This is a genomic window from Kosakonia sp. YIM B13588, from assembly GCF_042788165.1.
GTDB lineage: Bacteria > Pseudomonadota > Gammaproteobacteria > Enterobacterales > Enterobacteriaceae > Kosakonia > Kosakonia sacchari.
In genome coordinates this window covers 616,358-638,283 of record NZ_JBHZPO010000001.1, presented here as the reverse complement: position 1 = coordinate 638,283, position 21,926 = coordinate 616,358, and the positions used below count along the sequence as shown (strand labels likewise).

Below are 21,926 nucleotides of genomic sequence, written 5' to 3'. Positions count from 1 at the left end.
TGTTTCTTGATAATTGAGATTTACAGTTACAGTGGTTCTTGTGAAGGAGTCGTAACGGGTAAAAATAAGATGAAAAAAGAGACCTTTTTTGCGGCAACTTTCATTACTGTTGTCTTTTTCGCGATATCCATTACCTTGATTGTTCAGATCTTGAGTACAAAAACCCATACGCGGAACGAACTTAATACGAATATATCCAACCTGAGTCATACCCTCGATACCTATTCGGAGGGGATTATTCGGCAAAGCGAGATGTTGATAAAAAACATTTCTGACGTAACGGAAATATATGGCATGGATCCCGGGCAGTTATTGAATATTAAGAAAATACTCGCCGACCAGAATCAGCTTCTCACCCAGTTGAATAACATCATTATTTATGATGATAAGGGAAATAAAGTTATCGCTTTGCAGGAGAATTTTTTGGGCAGGAGTAACAGCGCTGACCGGTTTTTCTTCATCCATCATCGGGATAATAATTCAAAGGAGATCTTTATCGGCCCGCCTGTAGTGAGCCGAACGAATGGTCAGTGGGTGATCACCGTTAGCCGACGGCTGGAAGATAACGAAGGGAATTTTAAAGGTGTTGCTGTATTGACGCTGAATATTGCCACTTTTTTGCAAACCTATGGAAAGCTGGACATTGGAAAACAGGGCGCGATTGCGTTAACGAGTGACTCTGGCATCGTGCTTTTACGTTATCCTTTTGATGCTAACTATATGGGCAGGGAAATTTCGGACTCGCCATTATTTACGGATTATTTAAAAAGAGGGAATTCCGGGATCGCAACGTCTGTTTCGCGTTTCGATAAAATAGAGCGTATTTATTCATTTCAAAAAAATAAACGCTATGGTTTGGTTACCACCGTTGCCGTTAGCGTCGATGAAGCTATGGCCTCGTGGCGTCGTCAGTCTGAAATTCTTGCTGCTATCATCCTGTTTCTTATCGGCTGCGTCAGTTTCTCCAGCTATTACCTCATTCAGGATGTTCGCAACCGTATCCGCATCGGTAAAGAGCTGTCGGCAGCAAAAGAATCTCTGGCGTCTGAGAATGCCGAGTTGCAAGTGATGGCGACGGAAGATGGTTTAACCGGGCTTGCGAATCGGCGCAAATTCGATGAGGCTTTAGTGGTCGAAGTGGCGAAATGTGCCAGTCACAAACAGCAGATTGCACTGCTATTAATTGATGTCGATTACTTTAAAAAATATAACGACAATTACGGGCATATTGCCGGTGATAGCTGTTTACAGGTAGTTGCCGAAACGTTGAAAAAGACCATTAGCGAGCCGCCTTTTCTGGCCGCCAGATATGGCGGAGAAGAGTTTGTGGTTATTCTGCCTGAAACGGATGCGCGCTCCGCAGAGAATATGGCCAGAAAAATAGGCCGTAATATTAAGGCCGGGAATATTCCCCACGCGCAAAGCCCTCTTGGCGTCGTGAGTGTGAGCATTGGTGTTGCCGCCGGGTTTGCCGCCGCACTAAAGGGTAACGAAGCGACGCTCATCGAATTCGCGGATGAGGCGCTTTACGCAGCGAAATCTTCAGGACGTGACCGCGTGGTCACATCACGCCGTGAAATAGTGTGATGTGAGCACAGTTGTCACACGTGCCGAAGCAGCTTGCTGCGCAACCTGGATATCCGCCACTGGCGCTAAGTTGACGTACCATGTGAATCCCTGTTTGCGATGAATTGTGTTCACCCGTCCCAAAAAGCGCAAAAAAATGTTTCCAGGTCGCATAAAGATGCTTTTCAGCTCTCGACGTATTGCGTCTTGCTGCCTATGATGCTTGGGTTTCGCTTTTTTTAATTATCCTGAGGACACAGGGGCAGGGGGAGAGAAATGCGCGCAGCGTTTTTAGTAGGATGTGCCGCTTTATTATTATCGGCATGCAGCAGTGAACCCGTTCAGCAAGCGACCGCAGCACACGTTGCGCCAGGGCTTAAAGCCGCGATGTCAAGTGGTGGTCAGGCGAATTGCGCGATGATTGGTGGTTCGTTGTCAGTTGCCCGGCAACTCGATGGTTCAATGGTGGGAATGTGTGCTTTGCCAAATGGCAAACGCTGCAGTGAGCAGTCGCTTGCCACCGGGAGCTGCGGCAGTTACTGAGCGTTCGCCGCGCGCGTGTAAATCAGGGTTTGCGTCGCCGTCGCCAGCGTCAGCTGGTTGTCAGTCAGATCAACCTGTGCGCCTTCGCTGAGCATCGCATTAATGGTGTGATCCAGTTCGTTACGTTGCTTGTCAGGGCAGAGCATCATGGTCATGCCCATCTGTTTGACGGTCAATTTGCCTTCAGAGAGTTTTCCCTGGCCCATAAAGCCGTTGCACATTTTGCCGGATACGCGCAGGTCTTTATCAAAACGGATTTCCGGTGCCGGGCCATTACCCTGCACGGACTGGCCGTTTACGGTGGTCAGCACAAATCGTTGGTCTGCCAGTTGCTGTGGTTTCAATGTGTCGGTGCGGGAACTCACGCAGCCAGAAAGCGCTACGCTCAACGCAACCAAAGTCATAATTTTCTTCATCTCGTCCTCTAAGGGGTTATCCATTACGTGGGGGATTCTAACAGGCTAAGCCTGGGCGTCATCGGGGTTTGTCCGAAAGGGTTCCCGTGCAGGCAGGGGAACCCCGGACAATCAGGCCAGCGCATTCGGGCAGGTTTCGCCGTCGCGTAACTGGCGCAGGTTTTCCAGCGTTGTTTCGGAAATGCTAATCAACGCTTCGGCCGTCAGGAATGCCTGATGACCGGTAAACAGCACGTTGTGGCAGGCTGATAAACGACGGAACACGTCGTCCTGAATAACATCGTTGGATTTATCTTCAAAGAAGAGATCGCGTTCGTTTTCATACACATCCATTCCCAGCGCGCCGATCTTTTGCGTTTTCAGCGCTTCTATCGCAGCTTGCGAATCCACTAATCCGCCACGGCTGGTATTGATGATCATTACGCCATCTTTCATCTGATCAAAGGCGTCGCGGTTAAGCAGGTGAAAGTTTTCTGGTGTAAGCGGGCAGTGCAGGGAGATAACATCCGCCTGCGAAAACAGCGTTGGCAGATCAACATACTCCACGCCAAGCTCCAGCGCTGCAGCGCTCGGATACGGGTCGAATGCCAGCAGGCGCATGCCAAACCCTTTCAGAATACGCAGCGCCGCAACGCCAATTTTACCGGTGCCGATAACGCCCGCCGTTTTACCGTACATGGTGAAGCCGGTCAGCCCTTCCAGGGAAAAGTTAGCATCGCGGGTACGTTGATACGCGCGGTGAATGCGGCGGTTCAGGGTCATCATCATGCCAATCGCATGTTCCGCCACCGCTTCCGGGGAGTAGGCCGGAACACGCACGACCTGCAAACCCAGCTCTTTTGCCGCATCGAGATCAACATTGTTGAACCCGGCACAGCGCAGGGCGATAAATTTCACGCCGAGCTTTTTCAGCTCTTCCAGCACCGGGCGGCTGCCATCGTCGTTAACAAAAATGCAGACCCCATCACAGCCATTCGCGGTTTTTGCAGTCTTTTCGGTTAACAGAAAGTCGAAAAATTCAAGATTGTAGCCATATTTCTCGTTTACCTGCTGCAAATACTTTTTATCGTATTGCTTTGTGCTGTATATCGCGAGTTTCATAAGACTTTCTCCAATGGTTTTCTACCCACATTATCACGTTTTAAAATTATTATGTAAATGTTCAAATTTTATTGACAACCATGGGTGCGGTGAATGTATCCAGTTCAGTATATCCGCTGTATGACACCTGTTAGCGCAATTGTTTTAATGCGCTGCGCGTGCTCCAGCTAATAACCGTCGCTGCAATAACCCCGATAAGCCATGGAATTTTGGAGTCGTGAAAGTAATTAGCGCTGAGATAATCGCTGAAGGTAAAGCAGGTGAAAACGGTGGTGCCAGTAAACCAGCCGCGAATTAAAGAGCCTTTGGTGAACATACGTTGAATCCATAAATTAATGATATTAAAACACTATTCTCTGTAACTACTGAAAATGCAATCGCCAGACTATGATTAAAAGGGCTCGCGCCTTCAAAGGGGCGGTCAAACATGCCACAATAACCGCCAGAATCGGCTTAATCACATGCAAAATCAGGATATTAGCTACCCATGAAGGGTAAATACAAAGCCGCCATCGCCCTGGTGTTACTGTTCATTCTGTTGCCGCTTACGCTGCTACTGACGCTTGCGCAATGGGTGCCGACGCTGGTCGGTATCTGGTTGCCAGCCGGCACGCGCATCGCCATGGAAGAGAGCCCGCGATTCACCCGACATGCGTTAAAAATCCCCGATCTGCGCTATCTGGTCGCTGATTGTCAACTGGCGTCATTACAGGACGCCGAACTGACACACCCCAGCCGCTGGCAGCTTCATATTGGCGCGCTGGATATTAACACCGCCTGCCTGAATAAACTGCCACAAAGTGAAACTGTTTCTGACGCGCCGCGCACGCTGGCGGAATGGCAAGCCTTGCTTCCTTATAGCTGGCTGACGGTGGAGCGTTTTACCGTCTCGCCGTGGAAAACATGGACAGGCAAATTATCCGCGTCGTTGACACCGGATGTGCAGCAACTCACTTATTCTGGCGAGCGCGTTGAACTCAGTGCCCGCTTAAAGGGGCAGGCGTTAACGGTTAGCCGCATGGCGCTGCGTCTTGTCGATGATCAGCCGCCGTTTACGCTCGGTGGTGAATTTACCCTGCCGGACGTTCCAAATAGTGTTCCCGTTAACGGACATATGGAAAGCACCTTAACCCTGTCGCAGCAGCCGGGCGTGGTGGATGTCGATCTCGACTGGCGCGATAACGAAGGGCAACTGGTGGTCATGGCGCGCGATCAGGGCGATCCGCTGCTCGATCTGCCGTGGGAGCTTACGCCCGACCAATTGACCATCAGCGATGGGCGCTGGAGCTGGCCTTATCAGGGCTTTCCGCTGAGCGGTCGCGTTGGTTTAAAAGTGGATGACTGGCAACAGGGGCTGGAAAAGGCGCAGTTCAGTGGCCGGTTAAACGTGCTGACGCAGGGCGACGCCGGGAAAGGCAATGCGGTGCTGACCATTGGCCCTGGCCGTCTTGGTATCGACAATAACGATATGCCGCTGCAGCTGACCGGCGAAGCAAAGCAGGGCGATCTGGTGTTTTATGCGGTACTTCCCGCCCATCTGAGCGGCAGCGCTGACGATCCGCAACTGACTTTTACGCCTGGCGCGCTGCTGCGCTCGCGCGGACGGGTGATTGATTCGTTAAATATTGATGAAGTGCGCTGGCCGCTGGCGGGCGTCAAGCTGACTCAGCACGGTATTGACGGGCGTTTGCAGGCGATCCTTCGCGCGCATGAAAATGCGATGGGGGACTTCCGTCTGCATCTTGATGGCCAGGCGCAGGATTTTCTGCCGGATAACGGCCTGTGGCGCTGGCGCTACTGGGGCGACGGCAATTTCACGCCGATGAACGCGCGCTGGGATGTCGCGGGTCGCGGCGAATGGAATGACAACACGATTACGCTTAACGATCTTTCGACCGGCTTTGACCAGTTGCAATATGGCGTGATGCACATGGCTACGCCCCGGTTAATGCTGGATGCGCCAGTAAAATGGGTGCGTGATGCAACAAATCCGCAGTTCACCGGCGCACTGACGCTGGATGCCGGGCAAACCAGTTTCAGCGCGGGAAGCGTCTTACCGCCATCGACATTGACATTCAGCGTTGAAGGCGACGATCCGACCATGTTTCAGTTTAAGGGCGCGTTGCAGGCCGACACGATTGGCCCGGTGCAGGTTAATGGCCGCTGGGATGGCGAGCGTTTGCGTGGGCAGGCGTGGTGGCCGCGTCAGGCGCTGTCGGTATTCCAGCCGCTTATTCCGCCGGACTGGAAAATGAAGCTGCTGGATGGCGCACTGTATGCGCAGGTCGCCTTTTCCGCCGCAGCGGATCAAGGCTTTGAAGCAGGCGGTCACGGCGTGCTAAAAAGCGGCAGTGTCTGGACGCCAGACAACCAAATTCGTGGCGTCGATTTTGTGCTGCCATTCCGCTACCACGAAGGGCGCTGGCAACTGGGAACCCGCAGACCGGTTTCGCTGCGCATCGGTGAGATAACAAACCAGGTGACGGCGAAAAACGTCACCGCCGATTTGCAGGGCGCGTGGCCATGGAGTGAGGAAAATCCGCTGGTATTAAGCGATGTCAGCGTCGATGTGCTCGGCGGGAAAGTGACTATGCAGCAGTTACGTATGCCGCAGCACGATCCGGCGCTGCTGCGTCTGAAGCACATTTCTGCCAGTGAGTTAATCAGCGCGGTGAATCCGAAGCAGTTTGCGCTTTCCGGGCCGTTTGACGGCGCGCTGCCGCTGTGGCTGGATAACCCGCAATGGATCATTAAAGATGGCTGGCTGCACAACCCCGGGCCGATGACGCTGCGGATCGATAAAGATACCGCCGATGCGGTGGTGAAAGACAACATGGCGGCGGGGGCGGCGATTAACTGGCTACGCTATATGGAAATTTCCCGCTCATGGACGAAGATCAATCTGGATAATTTGGGGCTGTTGACGCTGCAGGCCACCCTGCGCGGCACCAGTTTTGTCGATGGTAAAAGCAGTACCGTGAATTTGAACTATACCCATGAGGAGAATGTATTCACCTTATGGCGCAGTTTACGTTTTGGCGACAATTTGCAGTCATGGCTTGAGCAACACGCGGCGCTACCGCAAGCCCGCTGCGCGAAGGGCGAAGAGTGTGAGGATAAAAAATGAGAACCCTGAAAGCCGTGCCCGTATTGATGGCGATAATGCTGCTGGCCGCCTGCACGCCGCGCATTGAGGTAGCGGCGCCGAAAGAGCCGATCACCATCAATATGAATGTGAAGATCGAGCATGAAATTCACATCAAAGTGGATAAAGACGTAGAAACCCTGCTGAAAACCCGTAGCGACTTATTCTGAGGCGATGATGAAAAAACGTGTCATAAGCGCGCTGCTGGCCGTTGGCCTTTTCAGCGCAACCGCTCAGGCGCTGACGCTTGATGAGGCCCGCACCCAGGGGCGCGTCGGTGAAACGCTCAATGGATATGTCGCGCCGATAAGCCAGGATAAAGAGACGCTGGCGCTGGTTGAACGCATTAACAAAGCGCGCACTGAGAGCTACCAGCAACTGGCCGATCGCAACAACATCGCCGTCGATGACGTTGCCAGAATGGCCGGGCAGAAACTGGTGGAGCGCGCGAAGCCCGGCGACTATGTGCAGGGCATTAACGGTAAATGGCTGAAGAAACAGTAAGCGGCGCGTTACCTTCCTGGGCAAGATGCTGGCGCAACCACGCCAGCGACTCCTCGGCCCGGCGGGTTAATGGCCACTCGGCACGGTGAATCAGCCACAGAGTATCCACCACATGAACCGGATCGCTGTCGACCTGCAACAACGCCTGGCGAGGATAAGCCAGCCGCGCGTAGCGGGGCAGCACGGTAAACCCCAGCCCGCGAGCCACCGGTTCGGCAATCAACCCGATATGATTAATAAACCCGCTCACCGGCAACGTATGAATGCCCGGATTGCCGGGAAAGCGGCGGCTTAACAGACGCGTCGCCATCGCATTGCCATCCGGGTGGTTAATAAACCCGAGCGTGTGCAAATCCTGCCAGTTATTCAGCGCGAATCCGGCTGGCAATAACAACTCCAGCGGTTCTTCGGTAAATTTATCTGCCACCAGACGGGTGTCATCCGGCTGCTGAGTCACCAGACCTAATTCAAAACGGTTCTCTGCAATCGCCGTGATCACCGTGTGATCGGGAGCAAAGCGATAGCGGATGCTCAGCTCGGGGCGGGCTTGCTGCAAATTGAGCAATAACGGGTAGATACGCAGGCCGATACTGCCTGGGCTTATCACGCTTATCTCTCCACCGTGATGCGCTTTATCATCCAGCCGGTGCATCAGGCGTTTGTTGGCCTGCTCCAGTTCCAGGCAATATTCACGTAACGCAATACCCTGCGGGGTTAATTCCAGCGTGCGTTTGCCGCGTAACATCAGCGTACCGGTTTGCTGCTCCAGTTGGCGTATATGCTGGCTCACCGCCGCCTGTGTAATGCCAAGCCTGTCGGCGGCGCGGGTGAAAGATCCCGCCTGGATCAGCGCCGAAAAAGAACGTAACAGATGCGGATTAAACATAATGAATATTTATAGAAATGATAAGTGATTGGCTATTTTCATTATAATTAGCCCGGTATAGGCTTGTCGACGCGTCTTAACCAACGACGCTGATTAACGTGGTGAATCCCCCTATGCGGCGGGGCGCTTTGGTCGGTTTTACATTGCTGCGCAGGCTATGGGATCAAACGTAGCCTACCTGGAGGCACCCGGCGCCACGCCTCTTATGCTGTATTTCCAGGATCGATTATGGACAACCCGGGACTCTTATCGAATGTACATTTGCTGTATCTGGCTTCGCATAACTTACGTCTGCTGATCGATGAGAAAATAAAAGAGTACGATCTCGGTTTTAATAGCTGGATGGTCCTTGTTTTGATCCGCAACGAGCCAGCCCTATTAACCCAGCGGGAAATCGCCGCGCGGCTGGGGCTGAAAGAGCCGAGCGTCGGCGAGCTTATTAAGCAATTAATGAAACGTAAATACCTGGCCAGAGCTGTGGATGTGCACGATCGTCGTAAATATGCCATCAAAATCACTGCGCCAGGAATGGCAGCCTATGATGCCGTTCAGCAGGCGTTAATACCGGTGCTGGGGGATGTGTTTAATGATCTGGATTTATCACATCTGCAGAAGGCGCTTACCACCATTCTGTTGACCACCAAAGAGTACATTGCGGAAGGCGAATAGCCTGACAAGCGGGGAAAAGCACCCTCCCACCAAAATAGGTGAGAGGGGAAAATGTTAGGCAGCCACCAGGCTGTCGATGGCGGCTTTGGCGTCGGTCTGCGCTTTGGTCGCCACTTCCGGACCGTAAGCAATGCCTTCTGCGAAGACAAAGTTCACATCCGTAATGCCGATAAAGCCGAGGAACAATTTCAGGTACGGCGCAACCAGATCGGACGGGGTATCTTTATGGATACCGCCACGGCTGGAAACCACGACGACGCGTTTACCTTTCACCAGACCTTCCGGACCTGCTTCGGTATAACGGAACGTTACGCCAGCACGTGCCACCAGGTCGAAGTAGTTTTTCAGCTGCGTCGGGATGTTGAAGTTATACATCGGGGCGTTAATGACAATCACGTCATGCGCTTGCAGCTCAGCAATCAGCTCGTCGGAGAGCGACAGTGCTTCCTGCTGACGCGGTGTCAGCGGGGCATCGCTCGGGCGCAGCGCGCCAACCAGTTCGCCATCCAGCACAGGGATCGGGTTAGCGGCCAGGTCACGCACGGTAATGTGATCCGCTGCGTGTTTTTCACGCCACTGTTCAACGAAATAATCGGCCAACTGACCAGACTGTGAGTACCCTGCCAGAATACTGGATTTAAGAACTAAAACTTTGCTCATTGGGTGTTTCCTTTATTGTATTTGCAATGGGTTGCCCCGTGACGTCATGACACTCTATTCACAAAATCTCTACATGAATAGCGCAATATATCGAATCCTATGTTCGAATTTCTTGAACAAGAAAAGGATTACTGCGATGTGCTATCCTACTGCGATTGCGAACTTAAGATGTTTCCCGGCAGTGCTCTGCCCAATAACGCTATGACAGAACAACAGAAATTGACGATTACCGATCTCAGCGCGCAGCTCAACACCCTGATGCTACGCGACCAGCAGCGCTTCGCCCGCCGCCTGCATGGCAGCAAGAAAGTTAAAAATCCTGAATCTCAGCAAGCACTGCTGCAGACGCTGGCGCAAGAGATAAGCGAAGCCGCCGGAAAAGTGGCGCAGCGTGAAGCTGCGCGCCCGACCATTGATTACCCGGACAACCTGCCGGTCAGCCAGAAAAAACAGGCAATCCTCGAAGCTATCCGCGATAACCAGGTGGTGATTGTGGCCGGAGAAACCGGCTCCGGTAAAACCACGCAGTTACCGAAAATTTGCATGGAGCTGGGGCGCGGCATTAAAGGGCTGATTGGTCATACTCAGCCGCGTCGTCTGGCGGCGCGCACCGTTGCCAACCGTATTGCCGAAGAGCTGAAAACTGAACCAGGCGGCTGCATCGGCTATAAAGTGCGTTTCAGCGATCATGTCAGCGACAACACCATGGTCAAGCTGATGACCGACGGTATTCTATTGGCGGAAATCCAGCAGGATCGCCTGCTGATGCAATACGACACCATCATCATCGATGAGGCGCACGAACGCAGCCTGAACATCGATTTTCTGCTGGGTTATCTGCGTGAATTACTGCCGCGTCGCCCGGATCTGAAAATCATCATCACCTCCGCCACCATCGATCCGCAACGTTTCTCGCGCCATTTCAATAACGCGCCCATTATCGAAGTGTCCGGGCGTACCTATCCGGTGGAAGTGCGCTACCGGCCGATTGTCGAAGAAGCGGATGACACGGAACGCGACCAGTTACAGGCGATTTTTGATGCGGTGGACGAGCTTGGGCGCGAAAGTGCAGGCGATATTCTGATCTTCATGAGCGGTGAACGGGAAATCCGCGACACCGCCGATGCCCTGAGCAAGCGCGATCTGCGCCACACAGAGATCCTGCCGCTGTATGCGCGTTTATCAAACAGTGAACAGAACCGCGTATTCCAGCCGCACAACGGGCGACGCATCGTGCTGGCGACCAACGTAGCGGAAACGTCTCTGACGGTACCGGGCATCAAATATGTCATTGATCCGGGTACGGCGCGCATCAGTCGCTACAGCTATCGCACCAAAGTGCAGCGCCTGCCGATTGAGCCGGTTTCGCAGGCTTCCGCGAACCAGCGTAAAGGGCGCTGCGGTCGCGTGTCGGAAGGGATCTGTATTCGTCTCTATTCAGAAGATGATTTCCTGTCACGCCCGGAATTTACCGATCCGGAAATTCTGCGCACCAATTTGGCGTCAGTCATTCTGCAAATGACGGCTTTAGGGCTCGGTGATATCGCCGCCTTCCCGTTTGTTGAAGCGCCGGATAAACGCAATATTCAGGACGGTGTACGCCTGCTGGAAGAGTTGGGCGCGATCACCACCGACGAACAGCAGACGGCGTATAAACTGACGCCGCTGGGCCGACAATTATCGCAACTGCCGGTCGATCCGCGCTTAGCGCGTATGGTGCTGGAAGCGCAAAAACATGGTTGTGTGCGCGAAGCGATGATCATTACCTCGGCGCTGTCGATTCAGGATCCGCGCGAACGGCCGCTGGATAAAAAGCAGGCTTCAGACGAGAAGCATCAGCGCTTCCATGATAAAGAGTCAGACTTCCTCGCGTTTGTGAACCTGTGGAACTACCTGGGCGAGCAACAAAAAGCGCTCTCGTCAAACCAGTTCCGCCGTCAGTGCCGGGTGGATTACCTGAACTATCTGCGCGTACGCGAATGGCAGGATATCTACACCCAACTGCGCCAGGTGGTGAAAGAGTTAGGGATCCCGGTCAACAGTGAGCCTGCGGAATATCGCGAAATTCATATTGCGTTGTTAACCGGTTTGCTGTCGCACATTGGTATGAAAGATGCCGACAAACAGGAATTTACCGGCGCGCGGAATGCCCGTTTTTCCATCTTCCCCGGTTCTGGTTTATTCAAAAAACCGCCGAAATGGACAATGGTGGCAGAACTGGTGGAAACCAGCCGTTTATGGGGGCGCATCGCCGCGCGTATCGATCCGGAGTGGGTTGAACCGGTAGCGCAGCACCTGATTAAGCGTTCATACAGTGAACCGCACTGGGAGCGGGCGCAGGGTGCGGTGATGGCAACGGAAAAAGTGACCGTTTATGGTCTGCCGATCGTTGCGGCGCGCAAAGTAAACTACAGCCAGATAGACCCGATGCTTTGTCGTGAACTCTTTATTCGCCACGCGCTGGTCGAGGGTGACTGGCAAACCCGGCATGCTTTCTTTCGCGATAACCTGAAACTGCGCGCGGAAGTGGAGGAACTGGAGCACAAATCCCGCCGCCGCGACATTCTGGTGGACGACGAAACACTGTTTGAGTTTTATGACCAGCGCATCAGCCACGAGGTGATTTCCGCCCGCCATTTCGATAGCTGGTGGAAAAAGGCCAGCCGTGAAGCCCCCGATCTGCTCAACTTCGAAAAGAGCATGCTGATTAAAGAGGGCGCAGAGGGTGTCAGTAAGCTCGATTACCCCAACTTCTGGCATCAGGGCAATCTGAAGCTGCGCCTGAGTTACCAGTTTGAACCGGGCGCGGATGCTGATGGCGTCACGGTGCATATTCCGCTGCCGTTATTAAACCAGGTTGAAGAGAGCGGATTTGAGTGGCAAATTCCCGGCCTGCGTCGCGAACTGGTGATTGCGCTGATTAAATCGCTGCCAAAACCGACGCGGCGCAACTTCGTTCCCGCGCCGAACTACGCCGAAGCGTTTCTGGGGCGCGTCACGCCGCTGGAACAGCCGTTGCTGGATGCGCTGGAGCGCGAACTGCGCCGGATGACCGGCGTTACCGTCGACCGTGACGACTGGCACTGGGATCAGGTGCCCGAACATCTGAAAATCAGCTTCCGCGTGGTGGATGACAAAAATAAAAAGCTGCTCGAAGGTCGCTCGTTGAGCGAACTGAAAGAGCGCCTGAAAGGCAAAGTGCAGGAAACTCTTTCTGCGGTTGCTGATGATGGTATCGAGCAGAGCGGTTTGCATATCTGGAGTTTTGGCCAGCTGCCGGAAAGCTACGAGCAAAAACGCGGTAACTACAAGGTAAAAGCCTGGCCTGCGCTGGTCGATGAACGTGACAGTGTCGCGATCAAGCTGTTCGATAACCCGCTGGAGCAGCAACAGGCGATGTGGCGCGGTATCCGCCGCCTGCTGTTGCTGAATATTCCGTCGCCGATTAAATATCTGCACGAAAAATTGCCGAACAAAGCCAAACTGGGGCTCTATTTCAACCCGTACGGCAAAGTGCTGGATCTGATTGATGACTGCATTTCCTGCGGCGTGGACAAACTGATTGATGAAGCGGGCGGCCCGGTGTGGACGGAGGAGAATTTCGCCGCGCTGCATGAAAAAGTGCGCGCCGAACTGAACGAAACGGTGGTGGAGATCGCCAAACAGGTCGAACAGATCCTGACGGCGGTGTTCACTATCAACAAGCGGCTGAAAGGGCGCGTTGATATGACCATGGCGCTCGGGCTGTCGGATATCAAAACGCAAATGAGCGGTCTGGTGTATCGCGGATTTGTGACCGGCAACGGTTTCCGCCGTCTGGGCGACACGCTGCGTTACCTGCAAGCCATCGAGAAGCGGCTTGAAAAACTGGCTGTCGATCCGCACCGCGACCGCGCGCAGATGCTGAAAGTCGAGCAGACGCAGCAAGCCTGGCAGCAGTGGCTGAATAAACTGCTACCGGCACGCCGGGAAGATGAGGATGTCAAAGCGATCCGCTGGATGATCGAAGAGCTGCGCGTCAGCTACTTTGCGCAGCAACTGGGGACACCGTATCCCATCTCCGATAAACGTATCCTGCAGGCAATGGAGCAGATTAGCGCATGATGACAGGTGTTAGCCCGGTAGCCGGGCTAACTCGATCACTTCAGCTATCGCCGGATAAGCGAGTTCACCATCCGGCAATGACTGGCACCGGCAACCTTACGCATTTACCCAGGCAAGCGTAAAGCCATCCCAGCCTTTGACGCCGACCGTTTGCATGGCGGTGGCCGTCAGGCGCGGATCGGCACCAATCATCTCAATAAATTTGCGCACACCCTGCACGCTGGCATCGGTGGTGGTGGGGTTAGTCACTTCACCATCGCGCACTACGTTATCGCCAATAATCAGCGTACCCGGACGGGCATAGTGCATTGCCCATTTCAGATAGTTCGGGTTATTGGGTTTATCGGCGTCGATAAAAATCAGATCGAACGGCGGGCGTTCGCCGAGGTTTTCCAGCGTCTGCAGCGCCGGGCCTTCGGCGACGGTGACCTGATGCGCCACCCCGGCAAGCTGCAGGTTTTCGCGCGCTATCGCCGCGTGTAGCGGATCGGCTTCCAGCGTCAGCAGTTCGCCGCCGGTTGGCAGCTCGCGCGCCATCCACACCGTGCTGTAACCGCCGAGCGTACCGATTTCAAGAATGCGCTTCGCCCGCACCATGCGCACAAACAGCGCCAGTAATTGCCCCTGAGCGGGCGAAACATCAATGGCCGGAAGCCCTGCGCGCTGGTTATTTGCCAGCACCTGCGTCAGGATTTCATCTTCCGGAATCAGCTGTTTTACTAAGTATTCGTCAACCGCGGACCACTTCTGCTGCATAGCATTACTCCTGGTTTATTAGAAACTTAATTCAGCCCGGACCAGCCGCCTCCCAGTGCGCGATAGAGATCCACCTGCGCCAGTAACAGATTGTTTTTAACCTGCACCGCGCTTAGTTGAGTGGAAAACAGCGTGCGCTGGGCGTCCAGCACGTCCAGATAAGAGGAATAACCGTTGTGATAACGGTTTTGCGCAATGCGTAACGTCTCCTGCGCGACATCGACTTGCCCGGCAAGCTCGGTGAGTTGCTCGCCCAGACGGGTGATGGCATCGAGGCTATCGTTCACCTCTTTGAATGCGTTGCGCACGGTTTTTTCATAGGTATAAAGCGCCTGATTACGCTGCGACATGGAGACATCGACCTGCGCATTCAGCGCCTGGCGGTTGAGCAACGGGGCGAGAATGCTGCCGCCAATGCTCCACAGCCGCAGCGGATTATCCAGCAAACCGGGCAGCGTATCGTCCTGCATGCTGCCGGTTGCCGTCAGGTTAATCGACGGCAGTAATTTCGCCTGCGACGCGGCCAGCGTTGCGTCGGCGGCAATCAACTGGCGCTGCGCCTGCACAATGTCCGGCCGTCGGTTAAGTAAACTCGATGGTAACTGTGAGGGCAATTTCAGCGGCGTTAAGGTTGCAAATTCACCACGATTCACCGCGCCCGGATTATGACCCAGCAACACACTCAAGGCATTTTCCTGCTGGCTTATCTGATGTTGCAGCACCGGGATCTGCGCGCGCGTGCTGCGCAACTCGGAATCCGATTGCATCAGCTCCAGCCGGGAAGTATAGCCGGTCTCATACTGTCGCTGGGCAAGTTTGAGCGCATCTTCCCGCGCTGCCAGCGTGGATTGCGTGACCTGTAATTGTGCATCCAGCGACAGTAGCGTGAGATAACCGGAAGCGACATTTGTCGCCACCGTCAAATCAGCCGCCGCTGCCGCTGCTTTCTGGGCTTCCAGCGAGGCGTCTGCCGCACGAGACGCGCTGCGGCTGGCTCCCCAGATATCGACGTTATAACTGGCCGTCAGATTGCCCTTGTACAAGGTGCTGTGAATGGGTAAACCCGTTGAGGCAGATTGCGACCGTGCACGAGTGCCGGAAATGCCCGCGTCCAGCTCGGGAAAAAGGGCGCTGTCGGCGGCATAAACCCGCGCCTGATATTCATTGACCCGCTCGCGGGCAATCAGCACGTCGCTGTTATGGCGCAGTGCCTGGTCGACATAGCGGTTTAGCTGGCTGTCGTGAAAGTTGCGCCACCAGACGCTATCCGTTTTGCTGACCGGACCCGCCTCGCTGCGCCAGGCTGCCGGGATCTGCAGCGACGGTTGGGCTTGCTGAACATCGGCGGACTGGCAAGCGGCAAGGGTGAGACTCAACGCGACAACGGTGAGGCGCCGCTTCATTGCTCTGCCTCCCGCGTATCAATATGCACCTGCACCGACATCCCAGGGCGCAGCCTTGCCAGCTCGTCGGGTTTCGCCTCCACCTGGATGCGCACCGGAATGCGCTGGGCGATTTTGACAAAGTTACCGGTGGCGTTATCCGGGCTGATGGCGCTGAATTCCACGCCGGTGGCCGGCGAGATACTCTCTACGCGCCCGTGGTAGCTGCGCCCGTCCAGCGCATCAACGGTAAAACGCACCGCTTGCCCGACAACCACATTTGCCAGTTGCGTCTCTTTCAGGTTAGCGATGACCCAGCGTTGCGACGGCACCAGCGAGGTCAGGTGCGTTCCGGCGGTGACATACGCGCCAAGTCGCACGCTGATTTGCCCCAGTTGCCCATCGCGAGGGGCGACGATACGGGTGTTTTGCAGATCGATTTGCGCCAGTTCAAGCGCGGCTTTGGCGTTTTCCACATCCGCCTGTAACGATCCGCGATTAACGATAGCGGTTTGCAGATCCTGCCGCGACATCTCAAGTGTCGCTTGTGCCTGGGCAATACTGGCGGTGTTTTGCGCGGCGGTGGCGAGTGCGGCGTCGCGTTCACGAATAGAGAGCGAGCCGTCTGCGGTCAGCGCTTTAACGCGTTTTAAATCCGCCTGCGATTTCAGATCCTGTGCTTTCGCACTGGCAAGCGCGGCTTCGTTGCGGGCAATGACGGCCTGCGCGCTTTTTCGCTGCTGGAGGTTGTTATCCAGCGCTGCCAGCTTCATCGCCAGCGTGGCTTTCGCCTGATCGACGCGCTGGCGGTAGATTCGATCATCGATCTGCATAATCAGATCGCCTTTTTTCACGACCGCGAAATCCTGTACTGGCACTTCAGTGATATAGCCGTTCACCTGCGGGCTGATAAATGTCGTCTGACCGCGCACATAGGCGTTATCGGTAAACTGGGTATGGCGCGTAAACGGCGGCAACTGCCAGGCGTAAAGAATGACGAGTACGCCCACCAGGCCAATCGCGGCGGCGGAAAAAAGAGAAACCACACGTAAATTGCTGCGGGTATTGGCCCGCTCTTTGGCGGCATCCTGCTGGCTCATAGACACTCCAGTAACATTATTATTTGCTCCCAGTGGCCCGCTTCAACACAAGGCGGGCAGTAATGCGCAGGCGCAACAAGCGCCATAAAATCCAAATCAGCGTGGCGGCGGCAATGCTGGCCGTCAGCAGATACGTATCGTTGTAAGCCAGAATATTCGCTTCCAGCGTCGACACCGTTTGCAGTTGCGTCACCGCTTGTGTGCTAAGCAATGAGCTGTCGCCAAGCTGGCTTTGAAACATCTGGCTGTAATATTGCAAACGCTCATTGACCAGCGGGTTCAGGGTGGTGAGCTGGTCCGCTAACAGGCTGGAGTGATACTTTTCCCGCCAGGTCTGAAACGTGCCGAGGATCGCCGAACCCAGCAGCCCGCCGATATTCTGGCTCATGCCAAACAGCACCGAGAAACTGACCAGGTTGCGCGGCTCCGCCACTACGCCGCCAATTCCTGCCAGCATCGCCGGTGCGATAAAAAACGCACTGGCAAAACCGAGTAAAAACTGGCTTAACATCAACTGACTGGGCCGCGTCAAACTGGTGGACTGGCTGTCGAGCAGCGAGGCGATAATCATTAACGCCAGCGAAGTGACAATCGGCCATGCCAGCCGCTGGGGTTTAATCGTCAGGCAACTGGCGGTAATACCGCAGACAATGCCCGCGAGGATCGACCACGCCAGGCTGGTCATTTGCTCGTTTTGCAGACCGACATATTGCAGCCAGCCAAACACGCCGGTGTTCTGCTCGGCGAGCACAATGCGGATGAGCAGCATAATTAACCCAAGACGCACAATGCTGCCGCTGGAGAGCCAGCGGGTGTTGAGCAGCGGGTTACTGCGATTGTGTTCAAAGGCAATAGCCGAGACGATCAGCACCACGGCGCCTGCCAGTGACCAGCCGATCCAGGGCGCCTCAAACCACCAGTCCAGCCGACCCAGCGACAGCACCGCGCACAGCAGCGCCATACCGGGCGCGAGCAGGAAGAAGGTAATGAAATCTTTCTTTTCAAATACTTTTTTACGATCGCCCGGCGGCAATTTTAACGCGATCACGCAGCCAAGCGAGAGCAGCGCCAGCCCAAGTTCAAACAGATACAGACCGCGCCATTCATCCAGTTGCAGCAGCTCGGTAGAAAAAAGGCGGGCAATCGGAATCGCCAGCGTCGAACCGGTAATACCAATGGTCAGCGCTTTTAAGCGATGTTTCGCCGGCCAGGCCTGGATTTGGTAGTAAATACCCAGCGAACTGAGCGCCGCCGCCACCATGCCGTGGGCGGCGCGGACAAACAGGGCAGAACTGAGATCGTTGATAAACAGGTGGAAGAAGGTCACCAGTACATACAGCACCAGAAACCCTTCGGTAAATGCGCGCAGACCATATTGCTGGCGAAACTTTACCAGCAGCAGGTTAATCGACACATTGGTCATCACATACACGGCGGGCAGCCAGGCGATTTCCATCGACCAGGCGGCAAACGTGCCTTGCAGGTTTTGCAGATTAGCTGTCACCATCGCGTTGCCGAGCGCGCCAGTCATACAAACCAGCAGGCCAACGACACCATAGGCGATGCGGCGCGGAGTGCTGTGATAGGGCGTGGAAGGCGAACCCAGCAGCATCGGTTTTTCATGTGGCTGCCATTCGCGTGGGCTATACGGGTCGCTTTTCGGCAAACGCATTACATTTTCCTGAGCGGGGCTAATGGTGATCCTTCGCGACGGTAAGTTGTGCGCGCATGAACATGTCGGGGAGAGCAGTTATCCATATAAAAACAAAGGTTGTTAATGTAAATGGTTAGCGGGCTAACGATTCTACTTGCGCCGTCAAAGGCAATGCAAGCGCATAAGAAAAATATAGGTTACTGAAGTTAAGTGATCTGCTTTATTGATAAAAATAAACGATTAAAGGTGACAACGTCACAATGTGTGCGATAACCATTACGCTTACCCAGGCAACCGATCCCGCGTGCCTGCAACTTCAGGACGCGCTTTCTGATTATCTTCAACAACTCACTGGCAGCAGCGGCAGAGCCTCGTTTGACGTTTCAGCCTTAGGTGAGCGGGGCTTCTTTTTGCTGGCACAAGAAAACGCGGTGGCGGTGGGCTGCGTTGCGGTTCGTGAATTGTCCGCCGGGATCGGCGAAATTAAGCGCATGTATGCACGCCCCGGCACGCGCGGCGTAGGCGCGCAGTTGCTCGGCGCGCTGGAGCAACATGCACGGGAACGCGGATTTCAGGCGCTGTGGCTGGAGACGCGCAAAATCAACCAGCGTGCCGTTGATTTCTATCAGCGCAACGGCTTTCGGATCCGTGAAAACTACGGCAACTATAGCGGCAGGCCGGAAGCGGTATGTTTTGAGAAAACGCTGTGACCGGTTCATGGTGAAGATGCGCAGTGTCGTTAGCACGAGCGGCAACAGATAAAACGTATGCCGTTTTTGCCAACTTAACACCGGATCACTGGCGCTGCCTTCAATGGGAGCAGATACAGCGGCAACCCGTACATCAGGTTATTGCGCACGTTTCAAACAAGGTTACAGAAACTTACCTGAACCGCTAAGAACAGGATTCGGAGTGATCCCCTGTTCTGCGGGTGTTGACGCGGTAGGCTGTAAGTTAAAGCGAAGGAGGTTCTATGCTGATGACGACTTTTCCCACCGTAGCAGAGCGCACGCTGGCGGCGGCAAATACACTGGGCGCGTGGCTGGCGCAAAATGATTTTGTCGGTAAACCCACGCCCGTGCGGGCTGATGTGGTCATTCTCGCGGGTAATGCTGTCATTCCAACCATTGATGCCGCCTGCGCGCTGGCGGCGGCGCAACAAACGCCGTTACTGATAAGCGGTGGCGTCGGGCACTCCACCACGTTTCTTTATTCCGTTATCGCCCGGCATCCCCGTTATAACGTCGTGCGTACCACCGGGCGCGGCGAAGCGGCGATCCTGGCCGATATTGCGCGCCGGTTCTGGCAGATTGATGCGAAACAGATCCTAATTGAGGATAAATCCACTAACTGCGGTGAAAACGCCAGGTTCAGCATCGATATGCTGATGTCGCAGGGGGTAAAACCGAAAACCGTGATGGTGGTGCAGGATCCCACCATGCAGCGCCGCACAATGGCGACGTTTGCCCGCATCAGCAAGCAGTGTCACGATGCGCCGCACTGGCTGAGCTGGCCCGGTTTTATTCCCCAGTTAACCAACACGGCTGAAGGTCTCGCATTCCAGCCGCAGCAGCGAGGCTTATGGTCGGTTGAGCGTTATTTGTCGTTGCTGCTGGGGGAAGTGCCGCGCCTGCGCGATGATGCTAATGGCTACGGGCCAAATGGCCGTGATTTTATCGTTCACGTTGATTTTCCAGAGGAAGTCGACGCTGCCTGGCAGGTTTTAATGGCAGATAAAACCCTTACTGCTGCGCTCGGCAGCCGCGCGTTGTAACCTTAATGCCCGTTTGCGCAGACGTTGCCGCAAACGGGCATTTCCTCCGCTGTCCTTGTCACTGTTTTGTTGCTTTTTCACGCCTCTTTTATGCGTTCTCTCACAAAAGCTGCCCCTGGCTATGGGAATAATGCCGCGCGCAGATAGATTTTTAACAACAAATTCACTTGTTAAAAACAATGTTATTACAGGAGCGAGGCATGACAGCACCGGTACAGCACCCTATGTTTATCGATGGTCAATTCGTCAGCTGGCAAGGCGATACGTGGTTGGATGTCATCAACCCGGCAACCGAAGCTATCCTGGCGCGTATTCCCGATGGCACCGCCGAAGACGCGCGCAAGGCCATTGACGCCGCCGAACGTGCGCAGCCAGGCTGGGAAGCGCTGCCCGCTATCGAACGCGCGGGCTGGTTGCGTAAAATCGCGGCGGGTATTCGTGAAAACGCGCGTGAGATTAGCGCGCTGATTGTCGCCGAAGGGGGAAAAATCCAGCAACTGGCGGAGGTGGAAGTCTCCTTTACCGCCGATTACATCGACTATATGGCCGAGTGGGCGCGGCGCTATGAGGGCGAAATTCTGCAAAGCGACCGTCCGGGCGAAAATATCTTCGTGTTTAAACGCCCGTTGGGTGTGACCACCGGCATTTTGCCGTGGAATTTCCCGTTCTTCCTGATTGCCCGCAAAATGGCACCCGCGCTGATTACCGGCAACACAATCGTGATTAAACCGAGCGAGTTCACGCCGAACAACGCGATCGCCTTCGCGAAAATCGTCCATGATGTCGGCTTACCAAAAGGCGTTTTTAACCTGGTGCTCGGGCGCGGGGAAACCGTTGGGCAGGAGCTGGCGGGGAATCCAAAAGTGGCGATGGTCAGCATGACCGGCAGTGTTGGCGCGGGTGAGAAAATCATGGCGGCGGCGGCGAAAAATATCACCAAAGTGTGCCTGGAACTGGGCGGCAAAGCGCCAGCGATTGTCTTTGACGATGCGGATCTTGAGCTGGCCGTGAAAGCGATTGTCGATTCCCGCGTCATCAACACCGGGCAGGTGTGTAACTGCGCCGAACGCGTGTATGTGCAAAAAGGGATTTATGACCGTTTTGTCAATCGACTTGGCGAAGCCATGAAGGACGTGCAGTTTGGCGATCCGGCGCAGCGCAACGATATTGCGATGGGGCCGCTTATCAATGCGGCAGCACTGCAACGCGTTGAAGAGAAGGTTGAGCGCGCCGTGTCTGAAGGCGCACGTGTGGTGCTGGGCGGCAAAGCGGTCACTGGCAAAGGCTATTTTTACCCGCCGACGCTGCTGCTTGATGTGCGCCAGGAGATGGCCATTATGCATGAAGAGACGTTTGGTCCGGTGCTGCCGGTGGTTGCCTTCGACACGCTGGAAGAGGCGCTGGCGATGGCCAACGACAGCGATTATGGCCTGACGTCGTCGGTTTATACCCGCGATCTGACGACCGCAATGAAAGCCGTGCGGGGTCTGAAGTTTGGTGAAACCTATATCAATCGCGAGAACTTCGAAGCGATGCAGGGCTTCCATGCGGGCTGGCGCAAATCGGGCATTGGAGGGGCGGATGGACGCCACGGCCTGAATGAGTACCTGCAAACGCAAATGGTTTATCTGCAGTCCTGATATACGCGCCCCCGCTGATGGCGGGG

The 21,926-nt window shown here is 54.8% G+C and carries 19 protein-coding genes; 10 read left to right on the top strand and 9 right to left on the bottom strand.

Annotated features, from left to right (window positions below):
• Nucleotides 1-69 precede the first annotated feature (69 nt).
• Nucleotides 70-1,587 (top strand): diguanylate cyclase, encoded by a 1,518-nt coding sequence (locus tag ACFX4U_RS02995; protein ID WP_313507733.1) that lies wholly within the window; start codon nt 70-72, stop codon nt 1,585-1,587.
• A gap of 255 nt (nt 1,588-1,842) precedes the next feature.
• Nucleotides 1,843-2,109, top strand: coding sequence for a DUF333 domain-containing protein (locus ACFX4U_RS02990; RefSeq protein ID WP_017457236.1), 267 nt, complete (start codon nt 1,843-1,845; stop codon nt 2,107-2,109).
• On the opposite strand, the gene hslJ is transcribed toward ACFX4U_RS02990, so the two are convergent.
• From hslJ to ACFX4U_RS02975, 3 genes are all read right to left on the bottom strand, one after another.
• Nucleotides 2,103-2,525, bottom strand: coding sequence for a heat shock protein HslJ (gene hslJ / locus ACFX4U_RS02985; RefSeq protein WP_313507734.1), 423 nt, complete (start codon nt 2,523-2,525; stop codon nt 2,103-2,105). The two genes, ACFX4U_RS02990 and hslJ, sit on opposite strands and share 7 nt — an antisense overlap.
• 111 nt (nt 2,526-2,636) lie before the next feature.
• Nucleotides 2,637-3,626 carry a 2-hydroxyacid dehydrogenase gene (locus tag ACFX4U_RS02980; protein WP_313507735.1) on the bottom strand — a complete coding sequence of 330 codons (990 nt, stop codon included), beginning with the start codon at nt 3,624-3,626 and terminating at the stop codon, nt 2,637-2,639.
• Nucleotides 3,627-3,756: 130 nt separating this feature from the next.
• A complete protein-coding gene (locus ACFX4U_RS02975) occupies nt 3,757-3,942 on the bottom strand; it encodes a hypothetical protein (RefSeq protein ID WP_313507736.1) in 186 nt (61 codons plus the stop codon).
• A 171-nt stretch (nt 3,943-4,113) separates the two neighbouring features.
• Between ACFX4U_RS02975 and ACFX4U_RS02970 the strand changes: the two genes are divergently transcribed.
• Genes ACFX4U_RS02970 through ACFX4U_RS02960 form a run of 3 tightly spaced genes read left to right on the top strand, consistent with a single transcriptional unit; the run spans nt 4,114 to nt 7,275 of the window.
• Nucleotides 4,114-6,753, top strand: a complete 2,640-nt coding sequence (locus ACFX4U_RS02970; RefSeq protein WP_313507737.1) for a YdbH family protein — start codon at nt 4,114-4,116, stop codon at nt 6,751-6,753.
• Complete coding sequence (locus tag ACFX4U_RS02965; RefSeq protein ID WP_065368421.1) at nt 6,750-6,941, top strand: YnbE family lipoprotein; 192 nt, start codon at nt 6,750-6,752, stop codon at nt 6,939-6,941. Before ACFX4U_RS02970 ends, ACFX4U_RS02965 begins: the two co-directional genes overlap by 4 nt.
• A gap of 7 nt (nt 6,942-6,948) precedes the next feature.
• The gene (locus ACFX4U_RS02960) at nt 6,949-7,275 is read left to right on the top strand and encodes a YdbL family protein (RefSeq protein ID WP_065370606.1); all 327 of its coding nucleotides are present in this window, start codon (nt 6,949-6,951) and stop codon (nt 7,273-7,275) included.
• Here ACFX4U_RS02960 and ACFX4U_RS02955 read toward each other — a convergent pair.
• Nucleotides 7,247-8,161 carry a LysR family transcriptional regulator gene (locus ACFX4U_RS02955; protein ID WP_313507738.1) on the bottom strand — a complete coding sequence of 305 codons (915 nt, stop codon included), beginning with the start codon at nt 8,159-8,161 and terminating at the stop codon, nt 7,247-7,249. The two genes, ACFX4U_RS02960 and ACFX4U_RS02955, sit on opposite strands and share 29 nt — an antisense overlap.
• Before the next feature lie 228 nt (nt 8,162-8,389).
• Here ACFX4U_RS02955 and ACFX4U_RS02950 point away from each other — a divergent pair, with 228 nt between their 5' ends.
• Nucleotides 8,390-8,830: a MarR family transcriptional regulator gene (locus ACFX4U_RS02950; RefSeq protein ID WP_313507739.1), complete on the top strand. Its 441-nt coding sequence runs from the start codon at nt 8,390-8,392 to the stop codon at nt 8,828-8,830.
• A gap of 54 nt (nt 8,831-8,884) precedes the next feature.
• On the opposite strand, the gene azoR is transcribed toward ACFX4U_RS02950, so the two are convergent.
• Nucleotides 8,885-9,490 carry an FMN-dependent NADH-azoreductase gene (gene azoR / locus ACFX4U_RS02945; protein ID WP_200550885.1) on the bottom strand — a complete coding sequence of 202 codons (606 nt, stop codon included), beginning with the start codon at nt 9,488-9,490 and terminating at the stop codon, nt 8,885-8,887.
• 201 nt (nt 9,491-9,691) lie between these two features.
• Between azoR and hrpA the strand changes: the two genes are divergently transcribed.
• Complete coding sequence (hrpA, locus tag ACFX4U_RS02940) at nt 9,692-13,594, top strand: ATP-dependent RNA helicase HrpA (protein ID WP_313507740.1); 3,903 nt, start codon at nt 9,692-9,694, stop codon at nt 13,592-13,594.
• A 96-nt stretch (nt 13,595-13,690) separates the two neighbouring features.
• Here hrpA and ACFX4U_RS02935 read toward each other — a convergent pair whose 3' ends face one another.
• Genes ACFX4U_RS02935 through ACFX4U_RS02920 form a run of 4 tightly spaced genes read right to left on the bottom strand, consistent with a single transcriptional unit; the run spans nt 13,691 to nt 18,504 of the window.
• Nucleotides 13,691-14,350: an O-methyltransferase gene (locus tag ACFX4U_RS02935; protein WP_249881771.1), complete on the bottom strand. Its 660-nt coding sequence runs from the start codon at nt 14,348-14,350 to the stop codon at nt 13,691-13,693.
• Nucleotides 14,351-14,376: 26 nt separating this feature from the next.
• Entirely contained in the window at nt 14,377-15,753 is a 1,377-nt protein-coding gene (locus ACFX4U_RS02930; protein ID WP_313507741.1) for an efflux transporter outer membrane subunit, read from the bottom strand.
• The gene (locus ACFX4U_RS02925; protein ID WP_313507742.1) at nt 15,750-16,832 is read right to left on the bottom strand and encodes an HlyD family secretion protein; all 1,083 of its coding nucleotides are present in this window, start codon (nt 16,830-16,832) and stop codon (nt 15,750-15,752) included. The genes ACFX4U_RS02930 and ACFX4U_RS02925 overlap by 4 nt, the downstream gene beginning before the upstream one ends.
• Before the next feature lie 19 nt (nt 16,833-16,851).
• On the bottom strand, nt 16,852-18,504 hold the full coding sequence (locus ACFX4U_RS02920) for an MFS transporter (RefSeq protein ID WP_313507743.1): 1,653 nt from the start codon (nt 18,502-18,504) through the stop codon (nt 16,852-16,854).
• 242 nt (nt 18,505-18,746) lie between these two features.
• Here ACFX4U_RS02920 and ACFX4U_RS02915 point away from each other — a divergent pair, with 242 nt between their 5' ends.
• The 3 genes from ACFX4U_RS02915 to aldA all read left to right on the top strand — a co-directional run bounded on the left by ACFX4U_RS02915 (nt 18,747) and on the right by aldA (nt 21,900).
• The gene (locus ACFX4U_RS02915; protein ID WP_313507744.1) at nt 18,747-19,196 is read left to right on the top strand and encodes a GNAT family N-acetyltransferase; all 450 of its coding nucleotides are present in this window, start codon (nt 18,747-18,749) and stop codon (nt 19,194-19,196) included.
• A gap of 263 nt (nt 19,197-19,459) precedes the next feature.
• Entirely contained in the window at nt 19,460-20,260 is an 801-nt protein-coding gene (locus ACFX4U_RS02910; protein ID WP_200550892.1) for a YdcF family protein, read from the top strand.
• A 200-nt stretch (nt 20,261-20,460) separates the two neighbouring features.
• The gene (aldA, locus tag ACFX4U_RS02905; RefSeq protein ID WP_305735973.1) at nt 20,461-21,900 is read left to right on the top strand and encodes an aldehyde dehydrogenase; all 1,440 of its coding nucleotides are present in this window, start codon (nt 20,461-20,463) and stop codon (nt 21,898-21,900) included.
• The last annotated feature ends 26 nt before the right edge of the window (nt 21,901-21,926 follow it).